Consider the following 25,047-nt stretch of genomic DNA (forward strand, 5'->3'; position numbering starts at 1 on the left):
CCTTCCGACGGTCTGCCGGTGCTGGCGTTCGCCGACGAGGCGGCGTGGGAGACCTGGCTGACGGCCCATGCCAAGGGCGCGGGCGTGTGGCTGAAGATCGCCAAGCAGGGCAATGCGACGCCGTCGGTAACCTACGCGCAGGCGCTGGATGTGGCGTTGTGCCACGGCTGGATCGACGGCCAGAAGCGTGGGTTCGACGAGGAGTGGTTCCTGCAGCGGTTCACGCCGCGCCGCCCGCGCAGTCTGTGGTCCGCGCGCAATGTCGCGCATGTGACGCGGCTGCAGGCGGCGGGTCGGATCCGTGAGGCAGGCCTGCGGGAGATCGAAGCCGCGCGTGCGGACGGACGCTGGGACGCGGCCTATGCCGGTGCGTCGACGATGGCGCCACCGCCGGAACTGGTTGCGGCACTCGGGAGGACGGCGGGCGCACAGGCCGCGTTCGACGCGCTGGACCGGAGCAACCGCTACGCGGTGTGTTTCCGGGTGGCGACGCTGAAGACCGCCGCGGGGCGCGAACGGCGCGCGCAGGCATTGGCGGACCTGCTGGCGGCCGGTGGCCGGATCCACGACCGAGCCTGACCGTAGACGACACAACGCCCGCACATGGCGGGCGTTTGCGAAGGTGACCGGCTGGCGCGCGATGGCTGGCGGGCGGGTCGTGCGCGTCGCGGGCTGGCGATGGCGGGCTGGCGGCGCGCGGGCAGTCTAGCCAGCGCCCCGCATCGCTGTCGGAACGAGAATCAGTCTCGCGAGACTACGGGTTGCCGACCGGGGGTGTGCCGGCTACGCAAGTCGGAGGTGGGAGCGCGCTTGCGCGTGATGCGGCTGCGGGCCTGGCAACGTCGTCGGCGTCGCGCGCAAGCGCGCCTAGTCGAGAGAAGTCGCGCCGATCCGGTCAGGGCGCGATCGGATACGGATACACCGCCGGCGCCGGATCGGCAGGCAGCGTGGCCTGCCAGCGGGCAAGCGTCGCACCGATGCGCGCACCCTGCGCGATGCGCGGGCTGGACCGTTCGTAACCGAGCTTGCGCTCGCGCTGCTTGATCGCCCGCGCGGCCAGGCGATACGCCCCGGCGAAATCACGGTCCGCGTTGAGCCCGTCGAGCAGCCAGGCGTGTCCGAAGAAGGTGATCGTCGACTCGCTGCCGCAGCCGAACGATGGCCGATCGGCCCGCGCGGCGGTCAGCACCAGCGTGTCCGGGCCTTCGAGCGCGGGAATGAAGCCGCCCGAGAAGCACGCCGAGATCACCACGACGCGATGCACGATGCCGGCATCGTCCAGTGCATCGCGGAGCGTCTCCGGCGCGAGACTCGCCTCGCTGCCATCGGGCAGGTGCAGGCCGAGCGCATGTTCGGGCGAGCCGTGCATCGTCAGATACAGCAGCACGATGTCGCGTTCCCGGTCCATCCGGCCGCCAAGCGCCGCCAATGCGTGACGCAGCGTCGCCTCGGTCGCCAGCGGCGTGCCGGCGCCGCGCAGGCTGTCGGCATGGTTGATCAGGGCGAGCACGTGCGCACCAGCGCCGAGTCGCGGTGCGACCGAGTCGACGAGAAACTCCACTTCGTTGCGGAACACGTCCTCGCTCGCGTCGCCGGCCACGCCGACGACATAGAGCTGTGGCGCGTCGACGCCGGTCGGCAGCATGGCCGCGACGCGGGCATCGATCAGCGCGGCATCGCGCGCGGTCGGGCCGGCGCCATCATTCGCGTGCGCGGCGCCGGCGGCAAGCAGGCACAGCCACACGCCGGCGTGCAGCCATCGGAGACGCGGAAGCCGACCCGATGCCGGCCGCATGTCAGCGGAGCGCGTCGATCTGGTCGAACGTGGTCACGCGCGTGTGGCCGTTCGCGGCCGACGCATCGCGCGGTGTCGGATAGTCCTCGCGCCGGTCGACCAGCACCGTGCGCAGGCCGGCCTCGCGGGCGGCATCGAGTTCCTCGACGACATCGGACAGGAACAGGATCTCGGCCGGCGCGGCATCCAGCGCATCGGCAATGCGCGCGTAGCTGTCGGCCTCGCGCTTGCCGCCGACCTCGGTGTCGAACCAGGCCGACACCAGACCGGTCAGATCGCCGGCATCGCTGTGACCGAAGAACAGTTTCTGCGCCGGCACCGAACCCGACGAATACACCGCCAGGGTTTCGCCTGCCGCATGCCAGCGCGGCAGCGCTTGCGCGGCGTCGGGATAGATGTGCGCGGTGAAGTCGGCATCGTGGTAGCCGGCCGACCAGATCATGCCCTGCAGCGCCTTGAGCGCGGTGTGCTTGCGGTCGGCGTCGATCCAGCCCTGCAGCGTCTCGACGATCATCGCGTCGTCGCACATGGCGCCGTGTTCGGTCGCGACGACATCCAGCCAGCGGCGGACCTCGGGATCGTCCTTGTGGGCGGCGACGAAGCCGGGCAGGGCGCGACGCGCATACGGAAACAGCACGTCCTTGACGAAGGAGATGCTGCTGGTGGTGCCTTCGATGTCGGTGAGGATCATCCGCGCGTCAGCCGGTGGTGGGGCGGTGCAGTGTAAGGCGTCGAAGTGTCGGCGATCAGAGCGGACCAGCTCGGCGCAAGGCGCCCGCTACTGTCATCCCAGCGGACGCTGGGATCCATTTTCGCAGTGAAGCAAGATCAAGATGGGCCCCAGCTTTCGCTGGGGCGACGGTCGAGTGATCTTCGCTGGAGCAGCTTGAAGCGAGAGGCTAAACAGCGACACAAGGCTGACCCTCAGCGCAGATCCGGCTCGTACCGCGGAAACTTCTGCGCGATATCCGAACCGGTGAAGTGCCCGACCCAGCCGTCCGGCTGCTCGAAGAAGCGGATCGCCACGAAGCGTGGTTCGCTGCCCATGTCGAACCAGTGCGTGATGCCGTCGGGCACGCCGATCAGATCGTCCTTGACGCATTCGATCTCGTAGACCTTGCCCTCGACGTGCAGGGTGAACAGCCCCGAGCCGTCGACGAAGAAGCGCACCTCGTCTTCCTTGTGGAAGTGTTCCTCGAGGAACTTGGCGCGCAGTTCGTCGCGCTTGGGGTTGTCGGGCGCGATGCTGATCACGTCGACGGTGTTGAAGCCGCGCTCGGCGCTGATGCGGTCGATGTCGGCCTTGTAGGCGGCGATGACCTCGTCCTGCGATGCGCCGGCGGCGACCGGCTTGGCGGCCTGCCAGCGCTCGAATGTCACGCCGATGGCCTGCAGTTCGCGGGCGATCGCGTCGCCGTCGCGGCTGTCGAACAGCGGCGTCTCGGGGGCGGTGTCGTCGAAGATGCGGAGGCGGCTCATGGCGGTCTGGCTCGGCGCGTGGCGGGGGTCGTCCAGCCTAGCAAAGCGCCAGGCGCGCAACGTTGACCGCGGCGGAACGCCGTCGTTCCACAGCTGGCGACGCCAGGCGCTTCGTCAGTGCCGCGCGCGCAGGCGGCGGAGCTCGAGTTCGCAGTGCAGCAGGAACTCGAAAGCTTCGAGGTGGCGACGCGCCTCGGCCATGTCGCGGCCCCAGGCGTAGAGGCCGTGACCGTCGATCAGATAGCCCCACATCGGGCCGGCATCGAGCAGGGATTCGACCTGCGCCGACAGCACGGTCATGTCCTGGCTGTTGGGCAGCACCGGTACGTCGACCGCCATTTCGTGCGTGCTGTTGCCGGCGAAGGCCTTCAGCAGTTCGTAGCCTTCCAGGCGGACATGACCGTCGGCGGCGAACAGCCGCGAGGCGATGGTCTGGGTCGGCGAATGCGTGTGCAGGATGCAGCCGATGTCGGGGAAACGCCGGTAGAGCTGCGTGTGCAGCAGTGTCTCGGCGGACGGGCGGTGATCGCTGCCGACGGCCAGGCCATCGAAATCGACGACCATGATGTCGCCTTCCTTCAGCTTGCCCTTGTCGCGGCCGGAGACGGTGATCGCGGCATGGCGGTCGTCGAGGCGGCGCGAGAAGTTGCTGCTGGTGGCGGGCGTCCAGCCGGACTGGGCGAGTTCGCGGATGTTGACGATCAGCTCGCCGGCGAGCTCGCGCAGGCGGTGGACGTCGTAGGGCGGGGGCGTATCGGACATGGCGCGGATTCTAGCGCGCCCGCGTGGACTCAGCGTTTGCCGCGCCAGGACGGGGCCTCACCCTTCAGGGCGCAGACCGTGATCAGCAGCGCGGTCGCCACCGCGACGCAGATGCCGAAGGCCAGCGGCGCATCGCTCGGCGGAAAGCGTGCGGCGCAACCGATCAGCGTGCCGACGTAGACCAGCAGCACCACCCAGCCCTGCCAGCGACGCGGCAAGCCCCAGCCGTAGCCGAAACGCTTGGCCGGAAACCAGTCATCGTCGCGCTCGCTCATCGCGCCGGCGTCGCCGTACGACGTCCGAAGCCGCGATACGCGGCCCAGGCGAGCAGGGCGATGATCGCCGCGCCCATCAGCGTATCGACCGGCGTCGACCAGACCAGCAGACCGCAGGCGACCAGCGCGCCCATGCCCAGCAGGCGTTCGCGCGTGCCGGCCGGATGCGCGGGATTGCCCAGCAGCAGGCTCAGGCCGGCGGCGGCGTAGGCCATCACCACCAGCGTCACCGCCATGTTGATGATCGTTTCGAACTGGCTGCCCACCGAGTCCGACAGCGTGGTGAACGCGATCAACGTCATCGACGACACCACGATCAGCAGGCCGGGGCCCGCGGCGCCGTTCTTCAGCAGGCGGCCGAAGATCTTCGGCAGGAAGCCGCGCTGCGCGGCGCGCGCGCCCGATTCGCCGGTCACCAGCATCCAGCCGCCGAGCGTGCCGGTGGCCTTGAGCGCAGCGGCCGCGGCGATCACCGGAATCGCCCAGGCGCCGAACATCTGTCCCGCGACGAGTGCGAACGGCGCGCTGGAGGCAGCCAGCTGGTCGACCGGCACGATGCCCATCATCAGCACCGAGGAAATCAGGTACACGACGCCGGCGAGCAGGATGCCGCCGAGGGTCGCGATCGGCACGTTGCGCTCGGGATTGCGCACCACGCCGGCGACCATCGCGCCGGTCTCCAGGCCGATGAAGGCCCAGAACACCGTGGCCAGCGACCCGATCGCCACGGCCGCATCGGACTGGCCACTGACGTTCCAGCCGGCGCGGTAGATGTCGGGGTCGAAATAGCTCCAGCCGGCGATCAGGATCGCGGCGACCGGCAGCAGGCCGAACACCACGCAGAACGACTGGAAGCGCGCGATGTTGCGCGGACCCAGCAGGTTCAGCGCGAACATCGACCAGATCAGCAGGATCTGTCCGACCAGCTGCACGGCCGGCGCGTCGGACACCGGCAGCAGCACCACCAGGTAGCCTACGGCAGCCACGGCGATCGCGTTGTTGCCGACCCACGACGACAGCCAGTACAGCGTGGTCGCCAGGAACCCCATGTCGCGGCCGAGGCTCGGGCGGATGTAGTCGTCGGGCGAGTTGAGATCCGGGTACTGCCGCGCGAGCCGCGCGAAGGCTGCGCCCAGTGCCACCGCGAGCAGGGTGCCCAGCAGCCACGAGAACGCGGTCACCGCGCCCGAGCGCGCGAGCGTGGACGGCAGCAGGAAGAAGCCCGAGCCGATCATGTTGTTGGCCACCATGAAGGTCGCCAGCACCGGACCGATCTTCTTGGCCGTGGAGGTCGTGGACATCGTGCAATCCGGTGTGAAGGTGCGGCCTGCGCCGCGAAGGAAGCCTGGACGGCACACGGCCCGCGCGAGGCGGGCCGTGCGGTCGGATCAGGGGCTCGTGTTGAGCTTGCTGTGCCGGCGTCCGTAGCAGAAGTAGATGATCATGCCGACGATCGTCCAGCCGACGAACAGGTGCCAGTGTTCCTTGAACGACTGCACGAACAGGAACATGCACGACAGGAAGCCGAGCGGGCAGATGATGGTTGCGAACGGCACGCGGAACGGGCGGTGCAGTTCGGGGCGCGTGCGGCGCAGCACCAACACGCCCAGGCACACCGTGGCGAACGCGATCAGCGTGCCCATCGACACCAGCTCGCCCAGCACGCTCAGCGGCATCAGGCCGGCGAGCAGGCACGCGGCGATGCCGACCATGATGGTGCCGACGTAGGGCGTCTGGTACTTCGGGTGCACGCGACCGAAGATCTTCGGCAGCAGGCCGTCGCGCGACATCGTGTAGAAGATGCGCGGCTGCGCCATCAGCATCACCAGCACCACCGACGACAGGCCGGCGATCGCGCCGATTTCGACCGCGGTCTTCAGCCAGGCGAGGTTCGGGTAGGCCTCCAGCGCGGTCGCGACCGGCTTGGCCGTGCCCAGCATCGTGTAGGGCACCATGCCGGTCAGCACGGCGCAGACGATGATGTAGATGATCGTGCAGATCGCCAGCGAACCGAGGATGCCGATCGGCATGTCGCGCTGCGGGTTCTTGGCTTCGCCGGCTGCGGTGGAGACCGCGTCGAAGCCGATGTAGGCGAAGAACACGATCGTCGCGGCGCGGAACACGCCGTCCATGCCGAACTGGCCCGGGCCGGTGTTCTCAGGGATGAAGGGCGTCCAGTTGGCCGGGTCGACGTAGAACATGCCGAAGCCGACGAAAGCCGCGATGACCGCGGTCTTGATCGCCACCACGATGCCGTTGATGAAGGCCGACTGGGTGATGCCGACGTAACACAGGCCGCTGACCGCGGCGACGATCAGCACCGCCGGCAGATTGAAGATGTTGGCCGTGCGCACGAAGCCGCCGTCTTCCCAGGCGATGGGTGCGCCGGCGAGCTCCGCGGGGAAGGGCAGGCCGAGCGTCGTGGTGATGAAGCTGACGAAGTAACCCGACCAGCCGACCGCGACCGTCGACGAGGCGAACAGGTACTCGAGCACCAGACACCAGCCGATGAACCAGGCGGTGAACTCGCCGAGCGTGGCGTACGAGTACGAATACGCGCTGCCCGACACCGGCAGCAGCGCCGAGAACTCGGCGTAGCACAGGCCGGCGAACGCGCAGGCCAGGCCGGCCAGCACGAAGCTGAGCATGATCGCCGGACCGGCGTGATTCGCGGCGGCCTGGCCGGTCAGCACGAAGATGCCGGCGCCGATGACCGCGCCCATGCCGAGCAGGACCAGGTGACGGGCGGTGAGGGTGCGCTTGAGCGAACCTTCGCCCTGGAGGCTGCCCTCGACGGGCTCGCCGGCATCGACGTGCGGCGCGGGTGCCACGGGCTTCACCCGGAACAGAGACTTCAACATGAGGTGATCCCCTACTGGTCGTGCGGCCGCTTGCGCGGGTGCTGGAACGCGCGGTGGGGCGCGCGGTAATCGCCGTACCATGCCAAACGCGGCCTTCGGGCACAAGCAACCGGAACGTCCGGAAAGGGCGGCTTGTGCGCGTCCCCGCGAACGCCGATCCTGCCGTTCCCGTCACGCCGCAACGCAGCAAAACGCCGATGTCGAATCCCGCCGTCCCTCCGTTCGCGCCTGTCGCCGACCCGCCCGCCACCGTCGATCCACTGGCGCGCGCCTTCACCGATTTCGGCGTGCTGCATCCGGGGCAGCAGGCTGTCGCGGACGCGTTCATTGCACTGCTCGGCGATGCGGACGATCCGTTCGAACGCGCCCGTCTGGCGGGACATTTCACCGCGTCGGCGCTGGTGGTCAGCGGCGACGGGCAGCGCACGCTGCTGACCCATCACCGCAAGCTCGGTCTGTGGCTGCAGCCCGGTGGTCATGCCGACGGCGACCGCGACCTGGCGCGCGTCGCCTTGCGCGAAACCGAGGAGGAAACCGCGCTGGTCGGCGTGACCGTGCAGCCGGGCGTCTTCGATCTGGACCGGCACTGGATTCCCGAACACAAGGGCATTCCGGGGCACTGGCACTACGACGTGCGCTATGTGGTGCGCGCAGGCGCGAACGAGACCTTCGCGGTCAGCGAGGAGTCGCACGCGCTGGCGTGGCGTGCGATCGAGGAGGTGGCCGAGGGCGATGCCTATGATGCGTCGCTGCGGCGCATGGCGCGCCGCTGGCTGGAAGTCCCGTCGGGCTGACTCTTTGGGAGCGCGCTTGCGCGCGATCCAGGTATCGCATCCGCCCAAGCAGTTCCGGAATCGCGCGCAAGCGCGCTCCCACGACAATCAGCGGATGCAGTCCTGGCGCGCAGAGATGCAGCCGCAGCATGGGTAGCGCGCAGCGAGACCCATCGCTGCGCGCAGTACGACGTCAGTACAGAACCCGCGTCCGCAGTGTGCCGTCGATCTTCGACAACTCGCTGCGCAGATGCGCCGCTTGGTCCTCGCTCGCGGCCACGTCGATGACCACGTAGCCGACATTGGCGTTCGTGCGCAGGTACTGGCCGTCGATATTGATCGCCTCGCGCGAAAACACTTCGTTGATCTTCGACAGCACGCCGGGCACGTTGCGATGCAGGTGCAGGATGCGATGGCTGCCGATGTGTTCGGGCAGGGTGACCTCGGGGAAGTTCACCGCCGACAGCGTGCTGCCGTTGTCGCTGTAGCGCACCAGCTTGGCCGCGACTTCGACACCGATGTTGTCCTGGGCTTCGAGCGTGCTGCCGCCCACGTGCGGCGTCAGCAGCACGTTGTCGTGGTCCAGCAGGGGCGACTCGAACGCGTCGTCGTTGCCCTGCGGCTCGACCGGAAACACGTCCACGGCGGCGCCGCCGACATGGCCGCTGCGCAACGCGGCATCGAGCGCGTCGATGTCGACCACATTGCCGCGCGAGGCGTTGATCAGGTGCGCACCGGGGCGCATCGCCGCGATCTCGGGCTGGCCGAACATCGACTTCGTCGCCGGCGTCTCCGGCACGTGGAGGGTGACCACGTCGCTGCGCGCCAGCAGATCCTCCAGGCTCGCGGCGGCGCGCGCGTTACCCAGCGAAAGCTTGGTTTCAATGTCGTGGAAGAGCACCTGCATGCCCAGTGCCTCGGCGAGCACGCCGACCTGGGTGCCGATGTGGCCGTAGCCCACGATGCCCAGCGTCTTGCCGCGCGCCTCGTGGCTGCCCAGCGCCGACTTGCTCCAGCCGCCGCGATGGCATTGCGCGTTCTTCTGCGGGATGCCCCGCAGCAGCATGATCGCCTCGGCGACGACCAGCTCGGCGACCGAACGCGTGTTCGAGTAGGGCGCGTTGAATACCGGAATGCCGGCCAACTCGGCGGCATCCAGATCGACCTGGTTGGTGCCGATGCAGAAGCAGCCGATCGCCATCAGCCGGCGCGCCTCGCCCAGCACATCGGCGCTCAGGTGCGTACGCGAGCGGATGCCGATGATATGGGCGTCGGCGATCTTGGCCCGCAGCTGCTCGTCCGGCAGCGACTTGGGGTGCACCTCGACCTGGGTGTAGCCGGCGGCGTGGAAGGTGTCGACAGCGCTCTGGCTGACGCCTTCGAGCAGCAGGACGCGGATGTCCTGCTTCGGAAACGAGGTCTTCATCGGTGGCTTCGCGTGTGGGGACAGCGCCGGTCATGGTGCCAGAACGGCCGGCGGCGTGTTGCGCCGCAGCGCTGGACGCGTCCGGGGCGCGCTGGCACGCTGGCGGCCCGCTTCCGATGCCTCTTCGACCATGTCCGACGCCCGAGTCGCCAGTCTCCAGTCCGCCGTGCCGACGCTGCGGGTGCTGAACGATCCTGCGGATCTGGCGCACTACGGTGGGGACTGGACCCGGCGCTGGACGCCCGCGCCGCTGGCGATCGCGCTGCCGGCCAGCATCGAAGAGGTGCAGGCGACGATGCGCTGGGCATACGCGCAAGGCGTCGCGGTCGTGCCTTCGGGCGGACGCACCGGCCTGTCGGGTGGCGCGGTCGCCGCGAACGGTGAGCTGGTGCTGAGCCTCCAGCGCATGAACCGCGTGCTGGGCTTCACCGCCGCCGACCGCCTGCTGACCGTGGAGGCCGGTATTGCGCTCGAAGCAGTGCACGAGGCTGCTCGCGAACACGGCCTGCAGTATCCGGTGGACTTCGCCGCGCGCGGCTCGTGTTCGATCGGCGGCAACATCGCGACCAATGCCGGCGGCATCCGCGTGGTGCGCTATGGCAACACGCGCGAGTGGGTCGCCGGCGTCAAGCTGGTCACCGCGACCGGCGAGCTGCTCGACCTCAATCGCGGTCTGGTCAAGAATTCCAGCGGCTACGACCTGCGGCATCTGGTGGTGGCCTCGGAAGGCACGCTGGGCGTCATCGTCGAGGCCACGTTGCGCCTGACCGATCCGCCGCCGGACACGCGCGTCATGCTGCTGGCGCTGCCGTCGTTCGACGTGCTGATGGAAGTCTTCCAGGCCCTGCGCGCGCGCCTGCCGCTGGAAGCCTTCGAGTTCTTCACCGATCGCGCTTTGCACCACACCGTCGCCCACGGCGCGCAAGCGCCTTTCGAGAGCGTGTATCTGTATTACGTGGTCGCCGAGTTCGCCAGCGCAGGCGAAGCCGGTGAAGTCGCGCTGCTGTCGGCGTTCGAGTACTGCATGGAGCAGGGCTGGGTCGAGGATGGCGTGATCAGCCACGGCGACGCGCAGGCGGCGGCACTGTGGCGGCTGCGCGAGGGCATCACCGAGAGCCTCGCGCCGCATGTGCCTTACAAGAACGACGTGTCGGTCCGGGTGTCGGAGATGCCGGCTTTCCTCGCGCACACGCAGGCCCTGCTGGCGGCCGAGTATCCGCAGTTCGACGTGGTCTGGTTCGGCCACATCGGCGACGGCAACCTGCACATCAACGTGCTCAAGCCGTCCGACATGGCCAATGCGGATTTCGTGATCGAGTGCGAGCGCGTGACCAAGCTGCTGGCCGCGGCGCTGGCCGAACACGGCGGCAGCATTTCGGCCGAGCACGGCATCGGCCTGGTCAAGAAGCCGTATCTGGGTTCGACCCGCAGTGCGGAGGAGATCGCGGTGATGCGCGGCATCCGGCGCGCGCTGGATCCGGCCGGCATCCTCAATCCAGGCAAGCTGTTCGATTGAGCCGGCGGTTCAGGCCGCCGCAGCCGACCGACGCTAGAGTGTCGGCTGCCGTTCCCGTCCCGGAGATCCCCCGCATGATGGTCCGCACCGCACTCGTCCTTCTGCTGAGCGGCCTGTCCGCGTCGGCATTCGCTGGCAGTTTCGCCGGCACCAGCGCGGGCGCCTCGTCCGCCGGATCCTCGGGGTCGTCGGGCAGTACCTCCGGCGACGACAAGGTGGTGCTGCAGGCGCGCGAAGACGCGGCCGGTTTCGTTGCCAGCGATGGCCGCATCCGCGGCGCGCGCCTCGAGGCGGCGCTGCGCCATCTGCGCGAATCGAACGCGGCCGCGCGCGACGCGTCCGATCTCGAGATCGCCCAGGCAATCCTGGCGCGCTGACCGGCACGACACGGGTGCCGCTGCGCATCTTCCGGCGCGCGGCGCCTGCCGTTCTGACGTGCCTGCTCGCGACACCGGCGGCGGCGTCGGGCTGGTCGGTCACGCAGACCGCACAGGGCGCGCCACTTGACGCGACAGAGTCGGCGGCCGCGCGCGAGGCCGTCGAGGCCGTGCGCGAACGCCTGCCGCTCCGCTGGCGCGAGGCGGATGGTCTCGACGTCGCGATCGACTGGCGCAACGATCTGCCCGACGCCGTGCACGGCCGCACCTTCGGGCCGCATCTGCGACTGCGGCGCGCGCTGCTGACGGCAGGCGATGCGCACGCGCTGACGTCGGCGCTGCTGCACGAACTCGCGCACCGCTACGACCGCTCGACGCACGGCGGCCTGTCGCGCGACCCGCGCCTGCGCGATCTGGCCGGCTGGCCAGAACGTCCGTTGCGCTTCGGCACGCGCGTGCGCGAGAACGCGATGCGCGACCGCAGCCCGGACGCCTACGAGCTGACGTCGCCGGCGGAATTCGTCGCGGTGAATCTCGAACACTTCCTCACCGATCCGGATTACGCCTGTCGGCGTCCGGCGCTGCACGCGTACTTTGCTGCGCACTTCGACTGGGCGCCCACCGCCGCCGCATGCGTCCCGTCGCTGCCGTTCGTCGAGGCCGAGGCCAGCGGACGCGAGTCGCCGCTGCTGCCGCTTGACCCGGCGCGCGTCTACGCGGTCGACTATCTGCTGGCCGAAGGCAACGCGCGGCCGATGAGCGCTTGGGGCCACAGCATGCTGCGGCTGGTGATCTGCGCGCCCGGACGGCCGCCCGGTCCGGACTGCCGGCTCGATCTGCAGCATCACCGCGTGCTGTCGTTCCGCGCCTTCGTCGACGACGTGCAGATCTCCAACCTGCGCGGGCTGACCGGGCGCTATCCCTCGCGGCTGTTCGTGCTGCCGCTCGACCAGGTCATCGACGAATACACGCGTGTCGAACTGCGCGGCCTGCAGTCGCTGCCGCTGCGACTGTCGCCTCACGAGATCGCCTCGCTGCTGGAACGCGCGGCGACGCTGCATTGGAGCTACGACGGGCGTTATTGGTTCGTCGGTAACAACTGTGCGGTGGAAACCTGGAAGCTGCTGCACACCGGCGTGCCGCGGCTTGCCGATGCGCGCCTGCGCAGCGTCACGCCGAACGGCCTGCTGCGGAAGCTCGCGCGCAGCGGCAATGCCGACATGTCCGTGCTCGAGCGCGAGGACGCGGTGCGCGCAGGCTTCTACTTCCCGTCCGCGGACGCCGAGTACCAGGCGCTGTTCGACATCGCCCGCGCAGCCCGGGCGTTGCCGGGAACGACGGTCGAAGACTGGTTGGCGTCCGCGCCGGACAGCCGTGCGCCCTGGCTCGCGATCGCGGGGCAGCGCGACGGCGCGGCCCTGCTGGTGCTCGAACACGCGGCGCGACGTCGCAACGAACTGGAGCTGCGCGACGCGCTCAAGCGCCGGCTGCTCGATCCGCGGCAGGCGGCGAGCGTGGCGCCTGCCGTGGCCACGCTGCGCGCGCTGCTCGCGGCCGGCGACGGACTCAGCCGCCCCGCGCAGTTGATCGACGGTGGCTACGGGCTGCCGCAGGCTGCCGAGCAGGCGCTGCTGCGCAACGGCGTGGATGCGCGGGTCCTGCACTTGCGCGGCCTGCGCAGCCAGCTGGAAGGCGAAGCGCATGCGGCGATGACAGCCGGGGAACAGGCGCGGGTCGCGGCGCTGGATCGCAACGTCGAGATGCTCGGCGCACGGCTGCGGGCGCTGCATCTTGAGGCGGGCGGGTTGCAGCTCGATTGATGCGAAGCGACGGGCTTTGCTAGGCGCGAGCCCTCCCGCGTTGAGCGGGATTCGACATCGCGCGACATGACGCCGTGGGAGCGCGCTTGCGCGCGAGAGGCCTTCCCGGCAAAGCCCCTCGCGCGCAAGCGCGCTCCCAGGCTGCACTCAGTCCGCGCGACCGCCGAACTCGCCGGTGGTCGTGTTGACCCACACGCGCTCGCCGTTGGTGATGTACTCGGGCACCTGGATCTCGATGCCGGTGTTGAGCACGGCCGGCTTCGGGCGCTTGGTCGCAGTGCCGCCCTTCAGTTCCGGCGGAGTGTCGACGACTTCCAGCACCACGCTCTGCGGCAGCTGCAGGCCGACCGGCGCATCGTCGATGACCTGCACGAAGCAGCCGCTCAGGCCGTCGGTGATGTAGCCGGCGCCGTCGCCGACGACGTTCGCGTCCAGCGTGTACTGGGTGAAATCCTCGTCGTCCATGAAGACGAAGGCCTCGCCGTCCTTGTACGAGAAGCTGGCCTGGCGGCGGGCCAAGTCGACCTCGCGCAGCTCGTCGTCGCCGTCGAAGCTGGCGTCGGTCTTGTTGCCGCCCGGCACGCTGTACATGGTGAAGCGGAAGCGCACGTTGCCGCCGCGACCCTGCGGCGAACTGCGCTCGATGTCGCGCACCTGGTACACGCCGTTGTTGTGCTCGACCACGTTTCCTTTCTTGACGTCGTAGGCTTTCATCGTTGTTCGCTGCTGTTGGATGGAGACGCCACGGCACCGCCGTCGGCATCGGGGTTGCGGAGATAGAGCCGCAGATTGGGGTAGTCGATCACCGCGCCGCCGCGTTCGAGCACGTCGGCGCCGAGCACACCGGCCACCGGCGCCTCGCCGCGATTGGCGAAGGCCGCATTGACGTGGTCGAGCGCGAGGAAGTGCGCAGTGAACGCATCGTCCCGGTAGTCGCCGATCGCGAGCCGGTTGCCGGGCAGGGCGGCGATCGCGAGGCCACCGCTGCCGGCGCCCGTCGCCCGTCCGGCGGCAACCGTGGCCCGTCCCTCATCGAAGCGCGACTGTGCCGCGCGATCGATGACGGTCCGGCCGGCGCCGGTGTCGAGGATGAAGGTGCCGGCGACGCCGTTGATACGGGCTTCGACTGTCAGATGCGCATCGCCGTGGCGGGTCATCGGGATGGCCGAGTAGCCCGCAGCTTCGAGTGTGGAGGCGAGACGAGTCGGGACGGCGTTCTGCGCGGCCGCGGGCAGAAGCGCCGAAATGCACAGCAGCGCAGTCGCAAGAAAGCGGAATGCTCGCAGTGAGCCGAAGCCCTCCCCCGCAGGGCGGGGGAGGGTTGGGTGGGGGCGAACGGTCAGATCAAAGTCGAACGTGGGTGCACGCTCACGATCCAATGCGCGCGTCTGTTGCTTCCGCGACGGAAACGTTCGCCCCCATCCAAGCCTTCCCCCGCAATGCGGGGGAAGGGGCAGAGCGGGCGGAGTCCGCGTATTGGGCGCCAATACCCCCATCGCTTACTTCGGCGCCAGCCGCACGCCACCATCCAGACGGATGGTTTCGCCGTTGAGATAACGGTTGCCGAGGATGTAGGCGACGAGGTCGGCAAACTCCTCCGGGCGACCCAGGCGCGACGGGAACGGGATCGAGGCCGACAGCGACTGCTGCACCTCGTCGGGCATGCCGTCGACCATCGGCGTCCAGAAGATGCCCGGCGCGATGGTGTTGACGCGGATGCCGAAGCGGGCGAGTTCGCGCGCCATCGGCAGGGTCATGCCGACCACGCCGCCCTTCGAGGCCGAGTACGCGGCCTGGCCGATCTGGCCCTCATAGGCCGCGACCGATGCGGTGTTGACGATCACGCCGCGCTCGCCGTCCTCGCCCGCGTCGTTGCCCTGCATCACGGCCGCCGCGGCCTTGGCGACATTGAAGCTGCCGACCAGGTTGACCATGACCGTGCGGCTGAAGGTCTCCAGCGGCATGGGTGCTTCGCGGCCCAGCACGCGGCCGGCACCGAGAATGCCGGCGCAGTTGATCGCCGCATTGAGGCCGCCGAGGAATTCGCGCGCGGCGGCGACGTTCGCGACCACGCCGGCCTCGTCGGTGACGTCGGTGCGCAGATAACGCGCATTGGCCGCGCCAAGTGCGTCGACCGCCTCGGCGCCCTTGTCGTCGTTGACGTCGAACAGCACGACCTTGCCGCCACCGGCGACGAGGTGGCGGGCCACGGCCAGGCCGAGGCCGGAGACGCCGCCGGTGATGAGGGCGCGGACGGAATCGGGCGTCATAAGCGGGTCCTTGGACGGAAAACCCGCAGTTTAAACCGGCGCGTGTCCCGCGCCGACCGGCGTGTTCAGTCCGGGCGGTTCACAGGCCCTGGTCGCGGCCTTCGCGCAGGCGGCGCGCGAAGTCGTCGGGCGCCAGCCCCGGCGCGAACAGGAAGCCCTGGCCCACCGGCACGCCGAGATCGATCAGGAACCGGCGCTGCGCTTCGGACTCGATGCCTTCGGCCACCAGGCCCAGCCCCAGACTGCGGGCGATGCCGGCGACCGCCTGGCACACGGCGACGTCGGAGCGGTCGTCGGGCACGCCGCCGACGAACAACTGGCTGAGCTTGAGGCCGTGGATCGGCAGTCGCCGCAGATAGTTCAGGCCGCTGTAGCCCTCGCCGAAATCGTCGATGCTCAGTTGCACGCCCATGTCGCGCAGCGCGGCGAAGGTACGCAGCGTGTCGGGCGCGTCCTCGATCAGCACGCGCTCGGTGAATTCAAGTTCCAGTGCCGAGCCCGGCAGCGCGAATTCGGCGAGCACGCCGCGCACGTGCGCGGCGAGATCGTCGCCGAGGAACTGCCGGTAGGACACGTTGACCGCCACGCGCACCAGCCCCAGGCCCTCGTCGCGCCAGGCGGCGGCCTGGCGGCAGGCCTCGCGCAGCACCCATGCACCGATGCGCACGATATCGCCGGTGCTCTCGGCGTGGTCGATGAAGTGGTCGGGCCGCATTTCGCCCAGCTGCCGGTTGTGCCAGCGGATCAGCGCCTCGGCGGCGATCACCCGGCGACTGCGCAGATCCACCTGCGGCTGATAGACGAGGTGGAACTCGGCGTTGTCGATCGCCCGGCGCAGGTGAGTTTCCACGCGCAGCCGGTCCTGCTGGCTCTGCGCCAGTTCCGGCGTGAACAGCAGCCAGCCGTTGCGGATGCGGCGCTTGCTCTCGTACATCGCCGCGTCGGCATTCTGGATCAGCGTCTGCGGGCGATCGCCGTCGTCGGGCGCGCGCGCGATGCCGATGCTCGCGGTGATCGAGAATTCCTCGGCATCGAACCGGAAGCCGTCGCCGAACGCATCGAGGATCGTGTTGGCAACCTTTTCCGCGTGACTCGCGCGCACGCCCGCGTCGCAGACGACGAGGAACTCGTCGCCGCCGAAGCGCGCGATGCTGCCCGCGCAGCCGACCGCCATGCGGATGCGGTGCGCGGCGGCGATCAGCAGCTCGTCGCCGGCGGCGTGGCCCAGCGCGTCGTTGACGAACTTGAAGCGGTCCAGATCGATGTACAGCACGGCGACGCCCGCGCGTGCCGGGTCGCGCATGCGGGCGTCGAGCTCTTCGAGGATCGCGTCGCGGTTGAGCAGGCCGGTGAGCGGGTCGGTCCGCGCCTGCGCGCGCAGGATCGCCTCGTCGTGCTTGTCGCGGGCGATGTCCTGCAGCGTGCCGTTGAGGCGCGAGATCGCCGGGTCGCCTTGGCGCGGGCCGCCGATCGCGCGCACCCAGAAATCGCCGCCCGTTTCGCGCGTGCCCTGCAGTTCGAGATCGAAGCCGCGGGCCTCGAGCATCGCCGCGCCCAGCGCCTCGCGCAGCCGGCCGCGATCGAGCGGCAGCAGCAGTTCGATCAGCGCTTCCATCGTCTGCGGCGCTCCGGCCGGGCCGAGGATATGTGCCGCCTCGGCGGTGAGGTACAGCCGGTCGGTACCGCAGTCGAGTTCCCAGCCACCGATGTGCGCCAGCGCCTGCACGCGGTCGAACATGGCGCTGTCGCGCTTGAGCGCGCTGACGTCGGAGAACAGCGACAGGACCTGATGCGGACGGTCGCCTCCCGGCGGGTACTGCGGTACGGCCGTCACCATCAGCCAGTACAGCTCGCGGCGCATGCGATGGTAGAGGCCGACCAGGGTGCTCTCGACGATGCGGCCCTCGCGCAGCGCACGCACGGGCGGCAGCGCGTCCCACGGCATCTCCTCGCCATCGGGCGCGATGGCGACCCAGTCGCCGAGGTTGGACGTGTCGCCGAGCGACGTGCCCTGGCGGATGCCCAGCAGCCGCAGCGCCGCCGGGTTGCCGTAGACGAAGCGCCCGTCGACATCGTGGATGGCGATGCCACGGTCCATGACGTCCATCAGTTCGCGATAGCGCACCTCGGCCTCGCGACGCTCGCTCAGATCGCGCGCGACCGCGACCAGACATGGCCGCCCCTCATGCTCGAAGCCGGCGGTGTGCACTTCCACCGGAAAGCGCGACCCGTCACCGCGCATGTTGGTGACTTCGATGACGTAGGTGCGCCCGCGATGCACGGCGTCCCACACCGGCACGAGGTGGTCGCGCGGCAGGTCCGGATTCAGGACCTCGATCGGCTGGCCGACGATGTCCTCGCGCGGACGGCCGTAGGCGCGGGCGCCGGCATGGTTGAGGTCGAGCACGATGCCGTCGGTATCGAGGATGCTGACCGGGTCGGGCACCGCATCGAACAGCGCCTGGTAGCGCAGATGGGCGGCGTCGGCCTCGGTGCGCAAAGCGAACAGTGCCTCGCGTGAGCGGAGGAGCAGGGCGCGGAGGTCTCCGGGCAGGTCGGGGTCGTCGGCGGCGCGCTGCAGTGCATCGGGCAACGATGCGGCGTCCGCCCCGGGTTCCAGGAGTCCGGCGTCAGCGCTGCCCGTCGGTCGGCTCATGCGTGCCTGGCCGATGCCTGTCCGCAGCGGACGCAGTCGTCGCTGGCCGCAAGGCCCATGGGCATCACAACACCCGCGCACGCGGGAAGGCGCCCGCCGGTGCCGAGGCTGTGACCGCGCGAGTGTCCGGATCGGGCCATGTACCGGGAAGAACGTGTGATGCTGGACGATTCGGCCACGGACGTGCACGCCATCCACGCACCTCCAGCAAACGTTCCGCGACGACGGTAGCCGCATGGAACGGGGCGAAACGCGCCGCTCCACACGCGTGCGACAGGAAGGCCGTCAGTGCCGCCCGCGGCTCAGGGGCGAACGCGTCGGCCTGCGCATGTCGCTGGTCGGTGTGACCTCCACCGACAGGCTGAAGGTGCGCTCGTCGCCGACCAGCAACGCGCCCACGCCGACGACCTGCCGGTTGATCTCCTTGCCGTCCTCGTCGCGGATCACCAGCACCACCGAATACTCCCAGGCGCCGCCCTCCGACGGGTGCCGGATGCGGCCCTCGACCTGCAGCGCCGTCGTCGCTTCTTCGCGCTGCACGGTGTTGCGCGCGACGATCGGCGAGCCGGGCGCGTTGTCGACCTTGAGGGACTGCTGGCACGCCGGACAGCGCGAGGCGCTCTCCAGGATCGTGGTCTTGCAGTGCGGGCAGGTGCGCGTGGCACCTGCCGCGCCCGGGCGGCTGCTCACGGTCAGTCGCTGGATTTGTCGTTGGCGGCCTTGTCCTTGCCGTTGCCGGCAGCCGGTGCCTTGACGTCGCCCCAGCCGCACTCGATGTGCCCGCGGATCTTGGACCCGGCGGCCACGGTCAGCGAGCCGGCCTTGAGATCGCCGATCAGCACGGCCGAATCGCGCAGCTCCACCAGCGAGGCGGACTCGATATTGCCTTCCAGCTCGCCCGAGACCAGCACCTGCTTGGCACGTACGCCACCGTTGAGCTTGGCGCCCTGTTCGATGGTGAGGTTGCCCTGGACATTGACGTCGCCCTTGAAGCGGCCGGCGATCCGGACATCGCCCGAGCCTTCGATCTTGCCCTCGATGGTGAGATCGGCGGCGATGATCGATTCCTTGACCGTCGGCGTCGCGGCGCGCGGCGCAGCCTGCGGCGGCGCAACGGTCTGCGGCGGTGTGGACGGCTGCGCGACGGGCGGCGTCGCCGGTGCGAAGTCCGCAGCCGCAGGCGGCGGCGTCTCACGGGCCGGTGCGGGCGGCGGCGCGTCGGAGCCGAAAGCGGGGGAATCCTTCTTGGCGGTGCCGGACTGCTGGAAAATGGCCATGTCGCGCGTTACCTCGGAAATGGACAGGGGAGCGGAATCGACCGCTCGGAACGGGGGAATCCACGCCGCCGCGGTCGGCAGGCGCGGAGGTCGAGACTAGCACGCACGCGCGACATGCCAACTGTGACCCGCCCTGCGGAATCGAGAACGGGCAAGGACTTGCCGCATGTTCAAGAAGCGTTACGCGAGGTGCGTCAGGTGCCCGCTCCCGGGGAGGCGTGCAGCGCTGCCCCGGCGTTTCGCTGGCGCTTCTTCATCACGATGACTTAAGCGTCGCCGGCACAGGCCGCGGAGCCCCGGCGTCGCGTCGACCGGGTCTCCCGCGTGGCAAGCGTGCGCGTTTCGAAACCACGCTGCAGAGAGCAGCGTGAGATGCGCTCGAAATAAACCGGGCGCCGTTGCCAACCGTCCACAAGCGGCCATAAAAAAAGCCCGCCTTGCGGCGGGCTTATCTGGATCAATGAGAAAACGCGATCAGTTGTCCGCGCGCTCTTCGACGCGCTCGCCCGCGTTCTCGATCGCCTGACCGGCTTCCTGCGTCGCCTGACCCGCAGCGCGGGCGGCGTCGTCGGCTGCAGCGTCGGCGCGACGCGCGGCATCCTGCGCGGCGACTTCGGCTTCCTGCGCGGCTGCGCGGGTGTGGTCGGCCGCGGCATCGGCGGTGGCGCGTGCGGCGTCGGCGGTCGCGGACGCGGCGTTGGAGATCGCCTCGCCGGCGTTCTCGGTCGCGGCAGCGGCTTCGGCGCGCTCGCGCTCGGCTTCATTCGAGTTGCTGCAGGCAGCCAGGCCCAACAGCAGCGCGGCGGCGATCACGGTCATCGGCTTGGAATGCATGGCAGGTCTCCTGTGGTGTCGAATGGACGGCGCGCAGCATGAATGCGGCGATGTGATCGGCGTGCAAAGGCGCGAGCGCAGAACCGACGCGTCGCTGAACGTGCAGTCGGCGGGCATACGTGTATCGCGTATGCGATTGGCGAAGGGCGCAGACACGAAAAAGGCCGCCGGGTTGCCCCGGCGGCCTTCGCATTCGCTCTGGATGGCATCAAGCCATCGAGGGAATTACGGCTTGACTTCTTCCGCAGCGTCCTTGGCGTCTTCCGCCGCGGTCTCAGCGTGGTCGGCAGCGTCGGCAGCCTGCTCGGCAGCGGCGTCGGTGCCGGCAGCCGAAGCGTCGGCAGCGGCGTCGGCAGCGGCGTCAGCGGCAGCAGCGGCGTCGTTCGCAGCGGTCTGCGCGGTTTCGGCAACGGCCGGATCGGTCGTCTCGTTGGCGGCAGCCTGTGCGTCGGCAGCAGCCTCGGCAGCGCCTTCAGCCGAGCTGTTGGCCTGCTCGGCGTTGCTGCATGCGGCCAGCGCAACACCCAGAGCCAGGGCAAGCAGAGCCTTGTTGATCGTCATTGTGTCTTCCTCGTCTGAAAGTTTGGGCAACGCGCTTAATGCGCGCCGCCGACATGATGACAAGCCGTTTACGGCTGTCAAGCGGGACGCGCGTGGTGATTTCGTAAAAATCACGTTATCCGAAGTTCACGCCATTTCGACTGCAATTGCGGTCGCTTCTCCGCCCCCGATACAAAGCGAGGCAACTCCGCGACTTAGGCCACGCGCCTTGAGTGCGTGAACCAGCGTGACGATGAGCCGCGCGCCGCTGGCGCCGATCGGATGGCCGAGCGCCAGTGCGCCTCCATTCACATTGAGGCGGTCATGCGGGATGCCCAGATCCTTCATCGGCGCCATCGCGACGTTCGCGAACGCCTCGTTGACCTCGAACAGGTCGACATCCTCGACCTTCCATCCGGCCTTGTCGAGCACGTTGCGGATCGCGGTGACCGGGGCGGTGGTGAACCATTCGGGTTCGTGCGAATGGCGCGCGTGCGCCACGATCCTCGCGAGCGGCTTGAGCCCCTTCGCGGTCGCCTCGTCGGCCGAGGTCAGCACCAGCGCGGCCGCACCGTCGGAGATGCTCGACGAACTGGCGGCAGTCAGCAGGCCTTCCTTGCCGAACGCGGCGCGCAGGGTGGGAATCTTGTCGGTCTGGATGCGGCCGGGCTGCTCGTCGGTGTCGAAGGACACGTCGCCCTTGCGCGAGGCGACGGTCACCGGAACGATCTCGTCCTTGAACGCGCCCGACTCGATGGCCTGCTTGGCGCGCGTGGCGCTTTCGACCGCGTAGGCGTCGAGGTCTTCGCGGCTGAAACCGTACTTCTGGCTGGCGATGTCGCCGAACACGCCCATCGACTTGCCGTCGTAGGGGTTGGTCAGGCCGTCCCACGCCATGTGGTCGAGCATCTCGGTGCTGCCGTAGCGGATGCCGGTGCGCGACCCGTTGAGCAGGTGCGGTGCATTGGTCATCGACTCCATGCCGCCGGCGACGACGTACTTGGCGGTGCCGGCCTTGATGAGATCGGCGCCGAACATCACCGCCTGCATGCCCGAGCCACAGACCTTGTTGATGGTCACGCAGCCGGCGCTGTCGGGAATGCCCGCCGCGCGCGAGGCCTGGCGGGCCGGCGCCTGGCCGAGGCCGGCCGGCAGCACGCAGCCGATGATGGCCTCGTCGATCACATCCGCGGACACGCCGGCATGGTCGAGTGCGGCCTTGATGGCGGTCGCGCCGAGGGTGGTGGTGGGTACGCCGGTGAACTGGCCGAGCATGGAACCGATGGCGGTGCGCTTGGCACCGAGGATGACGATGTCAGTCATGGGGGAGGTGACTCCGGAAAGTGAACTGCACAGTCCGTCGAGTATCGCATCCGCGCCCGGTCACGTCGCGATTTGTACGTGCTTTCCCGAATGGCGAAGTGCGCCGATTGCGCGTATAGATGGGCCTACAGGGGTATCGAACGCTGGACATGGAGTCCGGCCTGCACGGATCGGGAGAGGGCAACGATGTCGAACGGAATGAAGACGCGCGGCGGCACGCGAGTCGCGAACCGCACGCTGCTGGCGTGTGCGCTGGGAACCGCGCTGGCCGCGTGCGGCGGAGGCTCGGGCGGCGGGCTGGTGGTGCCCACACCGCCGCCCCCGGTCGCGCCGCCGCCGACGACGCCGCAGCCGCCGGTCGTCGGCACGCCGAACCCCGAATACAGCCGGCATCTCGCCGACACCAACACGTATGCGGCGCAGCAGGCCGGCTTCACCGGGCAGGGCGTACGCATCGGGTTTCTCGACAGCGGCGTCAACCGCAGGCACCCGGCGCTGCAGGGACGCGTCACGGCGAACCTGACCTACATCAGTTCGACAGGCAACAACCTGTCGGTCGACGACGTGGTCGGCCACGGCACCGCGGTCGCGCAAACGGCGGCAGGACGTCCGTTCGGCGCCTGGCCGGGCGGGGTCGCCCAGAATGCGGAGATCATCTCGGCGCGCATCATCAGCGACAAGCCGCCGGAGGACGACGGCACGGGCGGCGGCAACGAGATCGACGGTCCGCTCGGGCTCACGCCGATCCATCGTGATCTCATCGATCGCGGCGTCAAGGTCATGAACAACTCGTGGGGTGGTCTGTACTGGACCGATCTCAGCCTGACCAACCGGATCGCCGACGAGTACCGGCCGTTCGTCAATTCGCATCGCGGCCTGGTCGTCTTCGCGTCGGGCAACTCGGGCTTTTCGAATCCGTCCGACACGGCCGCGCTTCCGAGCAAGCCGGGACCCAACGGGACCACACCGGCTGCGGATCTCGAACGTGGCTGGCTGACCGTGTCCGCGCTGGCGGAAGGCAGCACCACGCAGCTCGCGAGTTACTCCAATGCCTGCGGCGTGGCCATGCGCTATTGCCTGGTGGCGCCCGGTACCGTGATCGTCACCGGCACCAACGACGCCTACAACAGGCCCGAGTACTGGAAGTACAGCGGGACGTCGCTGGCCGCACCGCTGGTGTCGGGCGCCGCGGCGCTGGTCTGGGAAGCCTTTCCGTATTTCGACAACGATCTGGTACGCCAGACCATTCTCGGCACCGCGACCGATATCGGCGCGCCGGGCGTGGACCCGGTCTTCGGCTACGGCGTGCTCAATGTCGGCAAGGCCGTGCGGGGGCCGGCGAAGTTCGACTGGGGCAATGTCACCGCGAACTTCAATAACGGCACCTCGACCTGGGGCAACGACATCACGGGCGCCGGCGGACTGGTCAAGAGTGGCAGCGGCACGCTGCGCCTGACCGGCACTGCCGGCTACGGCGGCAGCACCGCCGCGCAGGGCGGCACGCTCGCGTTCGTCGAGTCGTCGATTCCCGGCTCGGCGAGCGTGGCGCAGGGTGCGACGTTGCAGCTGGGTGGCGCGCGCGTGGGCGGCAATCTGGTCAACAACGGCACGTTCGCCGTGACCGGCAACACGCGTGCACGCACGATTGCCGGCAACTTCCAGCAGGCGTCGAATGCGCGGCTTGCCTGGCAGATCGGTGCCCCGCTGCAGGTCAGTGGCAGCGCCACGCTGGGCGGCGAACTGCACGTGACCGGTATCGTCAGCGAATACACCCACCAGCGCCGCGAGAACGTGGTCGAAGCGGCGGGCGGCATCAGTGGCACGTTCGCCAGCCTGACGACGCCGTCGAACGTGTTTCTCGAGGGCAATCTGCGCTACGACACCAATCTGGCGTGGATCGACGTCATCCGCCTCAACGTCACCGCCGCGGCTGCCTCGTTCAGCGGCATCACCGCGCAGTCGCTCGGGTCGGCGGAGCGCGTCGAAGGCGCATTCGCGCAGATCGACGGCCAATCCAGCGTCGTCGTGCCCGACGACTTCTTCCGGACCGCGGGCGCCTTCCAGAGCATCCAGGGCGAGTCCGCGGCGTTGGCCGCCCTCGACAGCATGTCCGGTGCGCAGCACGCCGCCGCGCTGACGGCGACCTTCGACAATGTCGACATGGGGCGGCGTTCGGTGGCGTCGCGCGTGGGCGCGCTCGCCTCGGCCGATGCGCAGGTCGGCGTGTGGAAGGAAGCGCTGGGGCAGGGCGGCAACGGCGGCTTCGCGCGTGACGGCTTCAGCGTCGAAGGCTGGAGCATCGGCCGCGACCATCAGCTGGGCAACGGGCTGGTGGCGGGCTTCGCGTTCGGCGAACTGCGCGGCGATGGCATCGCGCAGGCGCGCGGCGACCGCAACCGCGACCGGCAGACGCAGGCGCAGGCCTATCTCGCGCAGACCTTCGGCGACACCTACGTCATGGCGCAGATCGGCAGCGGTCGCTTCGATCGCGACATGCAGCGGCAGCTGTTCGCGGGTGCCGACTGGCAGGGCGTGTCCACGCGCTATGCCGGCAGCTACACGCAGGCGGCGGTCGAGGCGGGGCACCAGTGGCGTCTCGGTTCGACCGCATTCGGGCCGTACGTGGGCGCCGAGCAGGTGCGACTGCGCAGCGACGGTTTCGACGAGCTCGGCGGCAACGGCTTCGGGCTGCGCAGCAGCGGCTGGGACGTCGAGCGCAGCCAGGCCATCGCGGGCATACGCGCGCGCTGGGACGCGCCGGGCTTCTCGCTGCACGGTTACGGTGAGTGGCAGCAGACCCTGTCGGCGAGCGGGTTCGATCTGCAGGCCAGCTTCACCGGCATTGAAGCCTGGGCGCCGATCGCAGGTCTCGAGCCGGCACGTTCGGGCGGCCTGTTCGGCGTAGGCATGACCTCGTGGCTGACGCCGCGCTCGCAGCTGATGCTGGGACTCGACCAGCGCTTCGGGCCGCGTGGTCACGATCGCATGGCCTCGCTGCGGTTCGCCTACGGGTTCTGATCGCGTCGATGCCGGAGTGCAGAAAGGCCGCCCGAGGGCGGCCTT

General features: G+C 69.3%; 23 protein-coding genes. 6 read left to right on the top strand and 17 right to left on the bottom strand.

What is annotated here, in order from left to right:
• The first annotated feature begins 18 nt into the window (after window positions 1-18).
• On the top strand, window positions 19-579 hold the full coding sequence (locus E2F49_RS02805; protein ID WP_208004782.1) for a YdeI/OmpD-associated family protein: 561 nt from the start codon (window positions 19-21) through the stop codon (window positions 577-579).
• Window positions 580-895: 316 nt separating this feature from the next.
• Here the strand turns inward: E2F49_RS02805 and E2F49_RS02810 are convergent, their stop codons facing one another.
• The 7 genes from E2F49_RS02810 to E2F49_RS02840 all read right to left on the bottom strand — a co-directional run bounded on the left by E2F49_RS02810 (window position 896) and on the right by E2F49_RS02840 (window position 7,172).
• Window positions 896-1,795, bottom strand: coding sequence for a C13 family peptidase (locus tag E2F49_RS02810; protein WP_133392516.1), 900 nt, complete (start codon window positions 1,793-1,795; stop codon window positions 896-898).
• Between the two features lies 1 nt (window position 1,796).
• Complete coding sequence (gene mtnC, locus E2F49_RS02815; protein ID WP_133392517.1) at window positions 1,797-2,486, bottom strand: acireductone synthase; 690 nt, start codon at window positions 2,484-2,486, stop codon at window positions 1,797-1,799.
• 233 nt (window positions 2,487-2,719) lie between these two features.
• A complete protein-coding gene (locus tag E2F49_RS02820; RefSeq protein WP_133392518.1) occupies window positions 2,720-3,274 on the bottom strand; it encodes a 1,2-dihydroxy-3-keto-5-methylthiopentene dioxygenase in 555 nt (184 codons plus the stop codon).
• A 114-nt stretch (window positions 3,275-3,388) separates the two neighbouring features.
• The gene (locus tag E2F49_RS02825; RefSeq protein ID WP_133392519.1) at window positions 3,389-4,036 is read right to left on the bottom strand and encodes a methylthioribulose 1-phosphate dehydratase; all 648 of its coding nucleotides are present in this window, start codon (window positions 4,034-4,036) and stop codon (window positions 3,389-3,391) included.
• 29 nt (window positions 4,037-4,065) lie between these two features.
• Window positions 4,066-4,311 carry a hypothetical protein gene (locus tag E2F49_RS02830; protein ID WP_133392520.1) on the bottom strand — a complete coding sequence of 82 codons (246 nt, stop codon included), beginning with the start codon at window positions 4,309-4,311 and terminating at the stop codon, window positions 4,066-4,068.
• Window positions 4,308-5,612 carry an amino acid permease gene (locus E2F49_RS02835; RefSeq protein WP_133392521.1) on the bottom strand — a complete coding sequence of 435 codons (1,305 nt, stop codon included), beginning with the start codon at window positions 5,610-5,612 and terminating at the stop codon, window positions 4,308-4,310. The genes E2F49_RS02830 and E2F49_RS02835 overlap by 4 nt, the downstream gene beginning before the upstream one ends.
• Before the next feature lie 87 nt (window positions 5,613-5,699).
• The gene (locus E2F49_RS02840; protein WP_133392522.1) at window positions 5,700-7,172 is read right to left on the bottom strand and encodes an amino acid permease; all 1,473 of its coding nucleotides are present in this window, start codon (window positions 7,170-7,172) and stop codon (window positions 5,700-5,702) included.
• 197 nt (window positions 7,173-7,369) lie between these two features.
• On the opposite strand from E2F49_RS02840, the gene E2F49_RS02845 reads away from it, so the two are divergent.
• Complete coding sequence (locus E2F49_RS02845; RefSeq protein ID WP_133392523.1) at window positions 7,370-7,966, top strand: NUDIX hydrolase; 597 nt, start codon at window positions 7,370-7,372, stop codon at window positions 7,964-7,966.
• Between the two features lie 172 nt (window positions 7,967-8,138).
• Here the strand turns inward: E2F49_RS02845 and serA are convergent, their stop codons facing one another.
• A complete protein-coding gene (gene serA / locus E2F49_RS02850; RefSeq protein WP_133392524.1) occupies window positions 8,139-9,371 on the bottom strand; it encodes a phosphoglycerate dehydrogenase in 1,233 nt (410 codons plus the stop codon).
• Between the two features lie 130 nt (window positions 9,372-9,501).
• Here serA and E2F49_RS02855 point away from each other — a divergent pair, with 130 nt between their 5' ends.
• From E2F49_RS02855 to E2F49_RS02865, 3 genes are all read left to right on the top strand, one after another.
• Window positions 9,502-10,887 (top strand): FAD-binding oxidoreductase, encoded by a 1,386-nt coding sequence (locus E2F49_RS02855; RefSeq protein ID WP_133392525.1) that lies wholly within the window; start codon window positions 9,502-9,504, stop codon window positions 10,885-10,887.
• A gap of 77 nt (window positions 10,888-10,964) precedes the next feature.
• The gene (locus tag E2F49_RS02860) at window positions 10,965-11,264 is read left to right on the top strand and encodes a DUF2388 domain-containing protein (protein ID WP_133393425.1); all 300 of its coding nucleotides are present in this window, start codon (window positions 10,965-10,967) and stop codon (window positions 11,262-11,264) included.
• A 20-nt stretch (window positions 11,265-11,284) separates the two neighbouring features.
• Complete coding sequence (locus E2F49_RS02865) at window positions 11,285-13,084, top strand: DUF7844 domain-containing protein (protein ID WP_425481350.1); 1,800 nt, start codon at window positions 11,285-11,287, stop codon at window positions 13,082-13,084.
• 147 nt (window positions 13,085-13,231) lie between these two features.
• On the opposite strand, the gene yeiP is transcribed toward E2F49_RS02865, so the two are convergent.
• The 9 genes from yeiP to E2F49_RS02910 all read right to left on the bottom strand — a co-directional run bounded on the left by yeiP (window position 13,232) and on the right by E2F49_RS02910 (window position 21,984).
• On the bottom strand, window positions 13,232-13,798 hold the full coding sequence (gene yeiP, locus E2F49_RS02870) for an elongation factor P-like protein YeiP (protein ID WP_055247774.1): 567 nt from the start codon (window positions 13,796-13,798) through the stop codon (window positions 13,232-13,234).
• Entirely contained in the window at window positions 13,795-14,463 is a 669-nt protein-coding gene (locus E2F49_RS02875; protein WP_165971099.1) for a retropepsin-like aspartic protease, read from the bottom strand. The genes yeiP and E2F49_RS02875 overlap by 4 nt, the downstream gene beginning before the upstream one ends.
• A gap of 120 nt (window positions 14,464-14,583) precedes the next feature.
• Window positions 14,584-15,354 carry an SDR family oxidoreductase gene (locus E2F49_RS02880; protein WP_133392527.1) on the bottom strand — a complete coding sequence of 257 codons (771 nt, stop codon included), beginning with the start codon at window positions 15,352-15,354 and terminating at the stop codon, window positions 14,584-14,586.
• A 79-nt stretch (window positions 15,355-15,433) separates the two neighbouring features.
• Complete coding sequence (locus tag E2F49_RS02885) at window positions 15,434-18,010, bottom strand: sensor domain-containing protein (RefSeq protein WP_133392528.1); 2,577 nt, start codon at window positions 18,008-18,010, stop codon at window positions 15,434-15,436.
• 285 nt (window positions 18,011-18,295) lie between these two features.
• On the bottom strand, window positions 18,296-18,700 hold the full coding sequence (locus E2F49_RS02890; protein ID WP_055247782.1) for a hypothetical protein: 405 nt from the start codon (window positions 18,698-18,700) through the stop codon (window positions 18,296-18,298).
• A 2-nt stretch (window positions 18,701-18,702) separates the two neighbouring features.
• A complete protein-coding gene (locus E2F49_RS02895; RefSeq protein WP_055247783.1) occupies window positions 18,703-19,287 on the bottom strand; it encodes a bactofilin family protein in 585 nt (194 codons plus the stop codon).
• A 474-nt stretch (window positions 19,288-19,761) separates the two neighbouring features.
• Window positions 19,762-20,121 (bottom strand): hypothetical protein, encoded by a 360-nt coding sequence (locus E2F49_RS02900; RefSeq protein ID WP_055247785.1) that lies wholly within the window; start codon window positions 20,119-20,121, stop codon window positions 19,762-19,764.
• A 225-nt stretch (window positions 20,122-20,346) separates the two neighbouring features.
• The gene (locus E2F49_RS02905) at window positions 20,347-20,682 is read right to left on the bottom strand and encodes a hypothetical protein (RefSeq protein WP_055247787.1); all 336 of its coding nucleotides are present in this window, start codon (window positions 20,680-20,682) and stop codon (window positions 20,347-20,349) included.
• A gap of 126 nt (window positions 20,683-20,808) precedes the next feature.
• On the bottom strand, window positions 20,809-21,984 hold the full coding sequence (locus E2F49_RS02910) for a thiolase family protein (RefSeq protein WP_133392529.1): 1,176 nt from the start codon (window positions 21,982-21,984) through the stop codon (window positions 20,809-20,811).
• A gap of 186 nt (window positions 21,985-22,170) precedes the next feature.
• On the opposite strand from E2F49_RS02910, the gene E2F49_RS02915 reads away from it, so the two are divergent.
• Complete coding sequence (locus E2F49_RS02915) at window positions 22,171-25,002, top strand: autotransporter serine protease (protein ID WP_243713389.1); 2,832 nt, start codon at window positions 22,171-22,173, stop codon at window positions 25,000-25,002.
• Window positions 25,003-25,047 lie beyond the last annotated feature (45 nt).

The sequence above is a fragment of the Luteimonas terrae genome (assembly GCF_004358165.1).
Lineage (GTDB): Bacteria > Pseudomonadota > Gammaproteobacteria > Xanthomonadales > Xanthomonadaceae > Luteimonas > Luteimonas terrae.

Excerpts from the sequence above, each read along its gene's own strand:
- E2F49_RS02845 (WP_133392523.1), top strand. The coding sequence starts at position 7,370 with ATGTCGAATCCCGCCGTCCCTCCGTTCGCGCCTGTCGCCGACCCGCCC.
- E2F49_RS02900 (WP_055247785.1), bottom strand. The coding sequence starts at position 20,121 with ATGCATTCCAAGCCGATGACCGTGATCGCCGCCGCGCTGCTGTTGGGC.
- E2F49_RS02810 (WP_133392516.1), bottom strand. The coding sequence starts at position 1,795 with ATGCGGCCGGCATCGGGTCGGCTTCCGCGTCTCCGATGGCTGCACGCC.
- E2F49_RS02840 (WP_133392522.1), bottom strand. The coding sequence starts at position 7,172 with ATGTTGAAGTCTCTGTTCCGGGTGAAGCCCGTGGCACCCGCGCCGCAC.
- mtnC (WP_133392517.1), bottom strand. The coding sequence starts at position 2,486 with ATGATCCTCACCGACATCGAAGGCACCACCAGCAGCATCTCCTTCGTC.
- E2F49_RS02915 (WP_243713389.1), top strand. The coding sequence starts at position 22,171 with ATGTCGAACGGAATGAAGACGCGCGGCGGCACGCGAGTCGCGAACCGC.
- E2F49_RS02895 (WP_055247783.1), bottom strand. The coding sequence starts at position 19,287 with ATGGCCATTTTCCAGCAGTCCGGCACCGCCAAGAAGGATTCCCCCGCT.
- E2F49_RS02885 (WP_133392528.1), bottom strand. The coding sequence starts at position 18,010 with ATGAGCCGACCGACGGGCAGCGCTGACGCCGGACTCCTGGAACCCGGG.
- E2F49_RS02820 (WP_133392518.1), bottom strand. The coding sequence starts at position 3,274 with ATGAGCCGCCTCCGCATCTTCGACGACACCGCCCCCGAGACGCCGCTG.
- E2F49_RS02905 (WP_055247787.1), bottom strand. The coding sequence starts at position 20,682 with ATGACGATCAACAAGGCTCTGCTTGCCCTGGCTCTGGGTGTTGCGCTG.
- E2F49_RS02910 (WP_133392529.1), bottom strand. The coding sequence starts at position 21,984 with ATGACTGACATCGTCATCCTCGGTGCCAAGCGCACCGCCATCGGTTCC.
- E2F49_RS02880 (WP_133392527.1), bottom strand. The coding sequence starts at position 15,354 with ATGACGCCCGATTCCGTCCGCGCCCTCATCACCGGCGGCGTCTCCGGC.
- E2F49_RS02825 (WP_133392519.1), bottom strand. The coding sequence starts at position 4,036 with ATGTCCGATACGCCCCCGCCCTACGACGTCCACCGCCTGCGCGAGCTC.
- E2F49_RS02830 (WP_133392520.1), bottom strand. The coding sequence starts at position 4,311 with ATGAGCGAGCGCGACGATGACTGGTTTCCGGCCAAGCGTTTCGGCTAC.
- E2F49_RS02855 (WP_133392525.1), top strand. The coding sequence starts at position 9,502 with ATGTCCGACGCCCGAGTCGCCAGTCTCCAGTCCGCCGTGCCGACGCTG.
- E2F49_RS02860 (WP_133393425.1), top strand. The coding sequence starts at position 10,965 with ATGGTCCGCACCGCACTCGTCCTTCTGCTGAGCGGCCTGTCCGCGTCG.
- yeiP (WP_055247774.1), bottom strand. The coding sequence starts at position 13,798 with ATGAAAGCCTACGACGTCAAGAAAGGAAACGTGGTCGAGCACAACAAC.
- serA (WP_133392524.1), bottom strand. The coding sequence starts at position 9,371 with ATGAAGACCTCGTTTCCGAAGCAGGACATCCGCGTCCTGCTGCTCGAA.
- E2F49_RS02835 (WP_133392521.1), bottom strand. The coding sequence starts at position 5,612 with ATGTCCACGACCTCCACGGCCAAGAAGATCGGTCCGGTGCTGGCGACC.